Annotated in this window: 8 protein-coding genes and 1 pseudogene; 7 read left to right on the forward strand and 2 right to left on the reverse strand. The window is 41.1% G+C overall.

What is annotated here, in order from left to right; all coding sequences use genetic code 11:
* Window positions 1–161: 161 nt before the first annotated feature.
* The 5 genes from KPX09_RS03300 (at window position 162) to purF (ending at window position 4,269) form a co-directional block, all read left to right on the forward strand.
* Window positions 162–917 carry a ComF family protein gene (locus KPX09_RS03300; protein ID WP_249548981.1) on the forward strand — a complete coding sequence of 252 codons (756 nt, stop codon included), beginning with the start codon at window positions 162–164 and terminating at the stop codon, window positions 915–917.
* A 392-nt stretch (window positions 918–1,309) separates the two neighbouring features.
* The gene (locus tag KPX09_RS03305; protein WP_249548982.1) at window positions 1,310–1,945 is read left to right on the forward strand and encodes a 50S ribosomal protein L25/general stress protein Ctc; all 636 of its coding nucleotides are present in this window, start codon (window positions 1,310–1,312) and stop codon (window positions 1,943–1,945) included.
* Window positions 1,946–1,954: 9 nt separating this feature from the next.
* Complete coding sequence (gene pth / locus KPX09_RS03310) at window positions 1,955–2,506, forward strand: aminoacyl-tRNA hydrolase (protein ID WP_249548983.1); 552 nt, start codon at window positions 1,955–1,957, stop codon at window positions 2,504–2,506.
* Between the two features lie 40 nt (window positions 2,507–2,546).
* On the forward strand, window positions 2,547–2,681 hold the full coding sequence (locus KPX09_RS05595; RefSeq protein WP_275973628.1) for a hypothetical protein: 135 nt from the start codon (window positions 2,547–2,549) through the stop codon (window positions 2,679–2,681).
* A 178-nt stretch (window positions 2,682–2,859) separates the two neighbouring features.
* A complete protein-coding gene (purF, locus tag KPX09_RS03320; RefSeq protein ID WP_249548987.1) occupies window positions 2,860–4,269 on the forward strand; it encodes an amidophosphoribosyltransferase in 1,410 nt (469 codons plus the stop codon).
* A gap of 101 nt (window positions 4,270–4,370) precedes the next feature.
* Here purF and KPX09_RS03325 read toward each other — a convergent pair whose 3' ends face one another.
* Together KPX09_RS03325 and KPX09_RS03330 are read right to left on the reverse strand one after the other, a co-directional pair.
* Window positions 4,371–5,312, reverse strand: coding sequence for a complex I NDUFA9 subunit family protein (locus KPX09_RS03325; RefSeq protein WP_249548984.1), 942 nt, complete (start codon window positions 5,310–5,312; stop codon window positions 4,371–4,373).
* Window positions 5,313–5,486: 174 nt separating this feature from the next.
* Window positions 5,487–7,595: an ATP-dependent DNA helicase RecG gene (locus KPX09_RS03330; RefSeq protein ID WP_249548985.1), complete on the reverse strand. Its 2,109-nt coding sequence runs from the start codon at window positions 7,593–7,595 to the stop codon at window positions 5,487–5,489.
* A 9-nt stretch (window positions 7,596–7,604) separates the two neighbouring features.
* Between KPX09_RS03330 and KPX09_RS03335 the strand changes: the two genes are divergently transcribed.
* Together KPX09_RS03335 and KPX09_RS03340 are read left to right on the forward strand one after the other, a co-directional pair.
* Window positions 7,605–8,138, forward strand: coding sequence for a phosphopantothenoylcysteine decarboxylase (locus KPX09_RS03335; RefSeq protein ID WP_249548986.1), 534 nt, complete (start codon window positions 7,605–7,607; stop codon window positions 8,136–8,138).
* 496 nt (window positions 8,139–8,634) lie between these two features.
* Window positions 8,635–8,761, forward strand: a pseudogene (locus tag KPX09_RS03340) (50S ribosomal protein L25); the annotation flags it as partial.

The raw sequence follows: 8,761 nt of genomic DNA on the forward strand, positions 1-8,761 counted from the left end.
GGTGAAAAAAGAAAGTTCGGATAATGTCTGAGATGTATGCCTTGCGCTAGATTAGTGTAAACATCGCTATTAATTTAGTTTTTCGTGGTTAGGTGATGTCTATAGGGGCGAGTTTGTGCTACCTGGTATCTCGATTGCGCTTTACCTAGGAAGAGGTGTTGGTGTCTTTTTGCAGTTTTTTGAGTCGCTGCTACTGCCGTGTAGGCTACGTATTGAGAGTTACTGTTCAGGAGCTTGTTGAGGTTTTTTTTCCACGTTCTTGTGTGAATTGTGGAGATAACACTGGAAAGGATGCGACAATATGTGTTTCCTGTATAAATAGCGTGAAATTTTTACAGGGCTCTTTCTGTATAAAATGTGGGAAGAATTTAGAGCAAAACACCAGTATGTGCATAAGATGCGCAGCATTTAATTCACATCTCTCAGCGCTAGAGTCTGTGTTTGAGTACGATGATATAAGTAAGAACATGGTTTTACAGTTCAAATTTTATGGTGATATATCAAACATCAAGATTTATGCGGGTTGGATGTTCGAAAAGGGAAAGGCATTGCTTGCAAGAGCAGATCTAATAGTACCGGTTCCTATGCATTGTATGCGGTTACGGCAACGCAAGTACAATCAATCCGTATTATTGGCACGTGCTTTGAGTAAACTTTGCGGAATTCCGTTAGAAGTTTTTACACTTAATAAAGCAAAAAATACTACTCCTCAAAGCCATTTACCGGCTTCAAAGCGATTGAAGAATGTTTGGAACTCTTTCGCAGTGACAAATTCCGTGCTTTTTAGAGGGAAAGTGGTTGTACTTATAGATGATGTTGTAACTACAGGGGCATCTCTTCAAGAGTGTGCGCGAGTCCTTAAGAACTCGGGGGCTACAGAAGTTATTGGCCTAACTCTCGCTAGAACAATGTCATAAATAAAAGAGAATAAAAACACCTAGAGTCCTGTAATAATATTAGTGCTCGTTCTGCAGATAGATGTTTTGACTTTCAATCTGTGGATCGTAAGTCATTTTTTTAGATTCATAAGAATGTACTATTTCAGTGATGTATAAAAATTTGTGGGCGCAATGGGCGTTTTCACCTAGGGGCGTTTCTTCAAGAGTGTGCTAGAGTCATTAAAAATTCTGATGTGCAAGTAATTCTTTCGGCTTCAAGAGAATTTACCATTAATCAGTAGCAATATGTGTGTCATGTACAAGACGTTGTCTATCTCAAAAATATACCTTTTAGTGCTTTTAGTATTGTTATATCCTGAACAACGCCCTAGTGATAAGTGTAGGGTTTGAAGTTTTGAGAGGAGTTCGAGATGGATCATGAAGACATGATAAAGGTAGATGCCTCCGTTCGTGAGAGGTGTGGTACTGGGAGTGCCCGCGCTTTACGTGCAGAGGGACTAATACCTGCCGTGATATATGGGAAAAACCGTGACCCTATAAATATCTCTTTATCGCAAGTAGATTTTTTGAAGAAGTGTCGCACGTTCCCTATTTTCTCCAAGCTTATAGAGCTTTGTGTTGGTGAAAAAAAAGAGTACGTAATTACTAAAGATATACAAAAGCATCCTGTAAGTGGTGCAATAGCGCATGTTGACTTCCAATTTGTAGATCAAGATGCGGAAATGAAAATGGAAGTACCGCTAGTGTTCTTAAATGAACAAAAATGCATAGGTGTAAAGCGTGGTGGCGTAATAAACATACTACATCGGTCATTGATAATTCGTTGTTCACCGCATCACATCCCGAAAAGTCTGGAAGTGGATTTGATAGATGTGGCTATTGGTCACTCTTTGCACGTAAGTGATTTGAAGTTACCTAGCACCATTAACGTTGTCATGAAAGAAGAAGACCCAGTTATTGCTACTGTTGTTGCTTCTGGTGGAGGAATTTCTGAAGATGCAGAGGAAGCATCTCCTGCGAGTGATACCCCAGAGGCAGGTAAGTAGTATTCAACTGTGTTGCTTTTGGTCGGATTAGGCAATCCGGGGAAGCGGTATGCTGAGACGCGTCACAATGTTGGTTTTATGATCATTGATGCTGTGGCGCATAGCTTTTTCTTTCCCGCATTTTGTAGCAAGCACGATGCTTTGGTATCTATTGGGAACATTGGTACCCATCGTGTGATGTTGATGAAGCCGCTTTTATACATGAATAGGTCTGGCACTTCGGTGTTGAGTTGTACTAGCATGCACAAAATAGCGCCGGAACATATCACGGTGTTTCATGATGATGTAGAATTGCAGCCAGGAACGATAAGAGTAAAGCTTGGTGGAGGAAGTGGGGGACACAATGGTCTTCGTTCTATAGATTCAGCGATAGGTAAGGCCTATTGGAGAGTCAGATTTGGTGTTGGTCGAGCTGAACTCTGTAATTTGTCGGATTATGTGTTGTCAGATTTTGAAGATATTGCTCAAGTTACTGACTTAGTAAACAGTGTAGCAGCAAATTTACAGGTGCTATTGGACGGAAATACCGCAGGATTCGTATCAAAAGTAACTGCAGTGTGATATACGCGCGCATTTTTCATATATCAGTCATCCTTGCATTTTGGTGTCGAGTCAGGCTAACATGCACAAACCGGAACACATAATTGTGTTACCTGATGATGTAGAATTACAGCCAGGAACGATAAGGGTAAAGCTTGGGGCTGTAGTGGAGGACATAATGTTCTTCGTTCCGTAGATTCAGCGATAGGGAAGGCCTATTGGAGAGTCAGATTTGGTATTGAACGGGCTAAACTCTGTAATTTGTCTACCAATGCGAGTGTTGTTATGCACACTTGTGGCCAATAATGCGATTATTACTAGAGGGAACTATTCCTAAATGTTAAAATGCTTAATGGTGGAGTTTGGGGAGGCGCATGACGTTTGCCAGTATATATGAGGAATGCGGAATATTTGCCGTACAAAATCACAGCAATGCTGTGCAAAAGTGCCTATTGGGTTTGCACGCACTGCAGCATCGTGGTCAAGAGTCATTTGGTATTGCAGCGTCAACACTGGGCATTTCGGATCTGGTTTCGTTTTATAGTGGAGGCTGCGTTAGTAGCATATTTTCTAACCCCCAGGTTCATGCTCTTGCCGGAAGGATGGCGATTGGACATGTAAGATATTCCACAAGTGGGGGCCTGACAGCTTCTGGAGCGCAGCCTTTTATTCTTCAAGGGAGGTTCGGACCGCTTGCCTTGGCACACAATGGCAATCTGACAAATGCTCGAAGTTTGAGGGAAGAACTCATAGTCAAAGGCTGTAAATTTACCTCCGAAATAGATACAGAGGTTGTTGCTCATTTAGCGGTAATAGACGAAGCAGAAACTTTTGTAGATTGTGTGATCAATGCACTAAAGAGGATAAAGGGAGCCTACTCATTTGTTATAATGGTAAGTGACACACTTATAGGCGCGCGAGATCCTGCGGGGATCAGACCGTTGGTATTAGGAATGGTAGAAGGTTCGTACGTCTTAGCTTCAGAGACATGTGCTTTGGACATTGTGGGAGCAACGTTTATACGTGATATTAAGCCAGGTGAGCTAGTACTTATAGATAAGTCAAATAATATAACTAGTTTGTTTCCGTTTAAGCCTCTGAAGGGTAGTTTCTGTATTTTTGAGTACGTGTATTTTGCTCGTCCTGATAGTGTGGTAGAGAGCAAACCTGTGTATGAGACACGTAAAAACATTGGTGCGATTCTTGCTACAGAAAGCCCTCCTCCAAGTGATGTAGACATGGTAGTGCCGGTACCGGATTCTGGCATTCCAGCGGCTATGGGTTATGCAACAAAATCAGGAGTGCCATTTGAGTTTGGCATAGTAAGGAACCGTTATGTAGGGCGCACGTTCATACAGCCAACGGATAAAGCCAGGAAGCTTGGAGTTGAGCTAAAACACAATGCAAACTCGGCAATTTTAAAAGGTAAGAGCATAGTGTTGGTGGATGACAGCATAGTACGTGGAACAACACTGCGTGAAGTTATAGTTTTACTTAGAAAAGCTGGTACCAAAAATATACATCTTAGGATATCGAGCCCTCCTACAGTGTACTCATGTTTCTATGGGATAGATACTCCACATAGGTCAAGTTTGGTAGCTAATAACATGTCTATAGCAGACCTAGTAAAAATGCTAGATTGCGACAGTCTCTCATTTATCAGCATAGACGGGCTGTATAAAGCCATTAGGGGTGCAAAGCGAGACAATGACAATCCACAGTACTGTGATGCATGCTTCACCGGGTATTATCCCGTGGGTGAAATGGAATGTAGTAGTAGCTAATAATACCGTACAGGAGCAATTATTCGTACATGTGCTACACTGTCTGCAGATATGGTTTATCTACTGGTAAACAGGCTGGATGCATGGTATTGAGCTTGTGTTTAATTAGATGCCTTCTCGTAAATCTTCAGGTATTCAGGAACGATTTCTTCTATAGTTGTTTTTCCTCTTTTCACATTGCTGGAATCTGGCAAAATAATATCATACTTCATCAGCTCAATCTGGTCTCTCGTCACTATTGGTTCGGACAATCCTGTTGCTGGTTGTAAGATAAAGGACACAATCTTTCTTTCACAGATATAAGCTATAAACTTGGCCATTTTGCTTGGAATAGATAGCATCGCCTTCTTCCTTCCCGTAGCCGCAAGGACAAACTTTATCAGGTCTTTCAAAGAATATACTTTAGGGCCAGCAACTTCATATGTTCCAGATGACACCTGATTCACTATCAAGTCCATAGCAACGTTGACGACATCATCAACATGTACGGGTTGTAGTAGATTTTTTCCCCCACCGAACAGTGGCATAAACGGAGCTACTCTCGCTAGGTTAGCAAACTTGTTGAAGAAATTGTCACCGTCTCCAAAGACTAAATTAGGCCTTAGTATTACCGCGTTTTCGCATACATCTTTAATGCGCTTCTCCCCTTCTAACTTGCTTTGTGCATAGGAAGATGTTTTTGCTATATCTGCTCCCATGGCTGAAAAATGCACAAACATTTTACCGTGCCTCGTCGCGAGTTTTGCTATATTGCTGGGAAAAGTTACGTGTAGGTACTGCAATACAGCACTTCTAGGATCACCGATTGTACCTACAAGATTTATTACCACATCACAATCAGCTATGAGTTTTTGTATCAACACAGCATCGGAGAGTTTACCGCATACGATGTCAACTTGCCCTAGCCTTCCAAAAAGTTTTAGCCTTGCAGCTTTCTCGTGATTACGTGTGTAAACGGTAACAGAACATTTGCGAGCCACTAGTTCGCATACCAAATATCTGCCTATAAATCCACTTCCTCCAAACACCAAAACTTTTTTCATGAAGGCCTCCGCGACTCCTTAGCGAACTTTACATTATTCACACTTTTACATGCTGCGCAATCCCAAGTATGGTATCAAACCCCTTTACAGTTTAGATCTCGAAAAAAGACATGATTCTTGTTGTCAAAATACCACTGTGTATCATACAAAACTCCCCTGCAATTAGGTTAACAACTAGTACTTGATGTGGGGCAAAGAGTGTCCAAATATTTGAGTCAGTTTGTAGGCTAACTTACGACCATCTTCGTTTTTAACAATATCGCTAACAGCAGCATAGGCTTTCACCATGGCATGAAAATCTTGAGCATCTGCAAACTTAAAAGCTGCAACTCCCGATTGACGACAACCTAACATATCGCCGCCACCACGTAATATAAGATCTTGTTCTGCAATGTGAAATCCGTCATGAGAGCCGCGCAAAACGCTAAGTTTACGATATGCAATTTTGCTCACAGGACCATGTAGCAAGATACAGTAAGACTGCTGGTGGCCTCTGCCAACGCGCCCTCGCAACTGATGTAACTGGGATAAACCAAATCTCTCAGGATTTTCTATGACAATTATGGTTGCGTCAGGGACGTTTATACCAACTTCGATAATGGAAGTAGCAACTAGCACTTTAATATTACCAGCGTAAAATGCTTGTAAAGCACTTTCATTGCTGGTTTGCGTCATGGCTCCATGAGATACACCAACAATGTTGTTGCCGAACATGTTTTTTAGAAACTCAAATCTTTCTTCGACAGAGGCAACATCGTTATCTTCTGAACCCTCAATATAAGGGCATATCCAGTAAATTTTATGGTCGCGTGATATCATGTTTTTCAGCCTTTTGCACAAATCATCTATCATGCATACCTTCACGATACTGGTTTTTACAGGCAACCTGCATGCGGGCTTATCTTTCAAAGTAATGCGGTCCATATTGCCATACAGTATCTGCTCTAGTGTTCTAGGTATGGGCGTTGCAGTGATAAACAATATGTCTGCTGAGTCCCCCTTTTCTATCAACTTCATGCGTTGCAACACGCCGAAACGCTGTTGTTCATCTATAACCACAAGCCGTAAGTTATGAAATTTTACGGATTCTTGGAACAAAGCATGTGTTCCTATCAAAATGTGAATTTCACCTGATAACAATCTAGCATGTATCGCATTTTTGTTTTTGGTTTTACCAGTCAATAGTTCGATACATATATCCAGGCCTTCTAGTAACTTTTTTATCCAGGAGCAATGCTGCTCTGCTAGCATTTCTGTTGGAACCATAACGGCCACCTGCCCCCTGCTTTCTACTGTGTTGAGCATTGCGAATAGCGCAACAACTGTCTTTCCGCTTCCTACATCTCCCTGTAGAAGTTTTGCCATTTGTTGATCAGATATCTGCGCCCTAGTAATCTCTCTTATCGCAGATTTTTGCCCTGCAGTAAGTTCGAAGCCCAGTCTTTTTAAAACCTCCTGATAATTAGTACCCTTCACTTCGAGTGCAACACCTTTTCTCCTACCATGTTGCCTAGCAAAATATACCGCTGCGTGGTAAGCCATAAGCTCATCGTACGCTAGTCGTCCCTTTATACGTCGTATTTCTTCAACGTTTTCAGGAGTGTGCATTTTATAGACACTTTCTTGCCAACTTAGCCATGAATTTTCTTCTATTAAATCTGTGGGAAGCCACTCATGTTGTGCTTGAATAGACTTTAGCGCAACTTTTATGAACTTTTGTATAACCCTGGAATGCAACCCTTTTGTTACGGAGTATACAGGTTCCAGTGCACATATTTCTGTAAATTTTTTTAGATTATTAGTGCAGTAATCTGGATGCGTGATCTGCATCTCCCCGCAATGTATTTCAAGTTTACCACTTACCAAACACTGCTTGCCTACTTCTAGTACGCTCTCAAGATATGGCTGTGAGTAATTGAAAAATATTAGCCAAATATCACCAATTTCTGTACCTAATTGTACTTTGTATGGAGATTTACTAGATTTCCTTCTCTTATATGGAGGGACGTGCTTCTTTGTGACGGCGAGGAATGTAACAACACTGCCTCTGCGGGATAAAGGAGTTAATTGAGAATTTCTTCGATCTACATAACTGTATGGAGCATATAATAGCAAATCTACTATCCTTGAGCCTCCACAGAGTTTTTCAAGCAGCGGGCCCTTCTCGTTGTCTACTCCTTGTATATCATATATGCTAGAAAACATCCCAGGTGTTTCAGGTAATTTTGCAGCTTTGCCTACACGATTAGAAGAACTTGATGAAGAATTGTGTATTATTGCCATAGGTTAGAGATGGATATACTACTAATAATAACAGGCAGCATTGCTGCTTATAAAGCACTTGAGGTTATCAGAGAGTTAAGAAGAAGAAAATACAATTTACATTGCGTTTTAAGCAAAGCAGGAGAACAATTCATTACACCGCTGTCCGTATCAGCGCTTTCTGATGCTAATACTTACACTGAGAGTGACGCCTTTTCTCCTCAGGAGTGTATGAAGCATATTTCCATGTCCAGGAGCGCAGACCTAGTATTGGTTGTTCCCGCAAGTGCTGATATCATGGGAAAGGCGGCTCACGGTATATGTGATGATCTGCCTACTACAATTCTCATGGCAGCTAATGTTCCCGTGATAATGGCTCCAGCTATGAACACCGTGATGTGGCAATCTCCAGCTATGCAGCGTAATTTAAATACTTTGAAGCAAGACAAAGTATTTATTATTGAACCTGAAATAGGGGTTCTTGCTTGCGGTGAGGAGGGCCCTGGAAAAATGGCAAAAGTTGAAAATATAGTGGCATTTGTGGAAAAATTTCAGAAATGTTAGCAGAAAACATGTCGTTTTCTGAACCTATTACACTAGAACTGCAGATGTGTCGGATTATTTAAACTTTTTGAGAGCAGAGCAGGTGAAATTGCATAATAAATGTAAATATGCCATAAGGTATTTTGATTATCTATACTAAAACACCGAAGACTGAAAGGAGCGTAAAGATGCTGAAGGCTCTGAGTAATGCGAGTCTTTAGAGAGCCGTTGTGCGGTATATAACACTGCTAAAGTATAGCCTATAGCCATAAAAAACTATGGCTCAGGAATAACCAATATTAGGTTCTGCACCCATGGCCGTTGAATGATATGCATAACAGGGAAATGCACGTATCATAGCATTACACTTAATAACCAATACTAGTCTGAGGCAACTATAGAAGAGAATAAGTCATGTCAGCGTAGTTCTTACCCACTATGGCATAAAAGACGTATACTACCATGCCCATGTAGTTCTACGACTTCTTCCTCTGTAAAACCTCCAGGTTTTGCTGAGAAAAAAGAGTACGTAATTACTAAAGATATACAAAAGCATCCTGTAAGTGGTGCAATAGCGCATGTTGACTTCCAATTTGTAGATCAAGATGCGGAAATGAAAATGGAAGTACCGCTAGTGTTCTTAA

Origin of the sequence: Anaplasma phagocytophilum (assembly GCF_023476575.1) — a bacterium.
GTDB classification, from domain to species: Bacteria; Pseudomonadota; Alphaproteobacteria; order Rickettsiales; family Anaplasmataceae; genus Anaplasma; species Anaplasma phagocytophilum_A.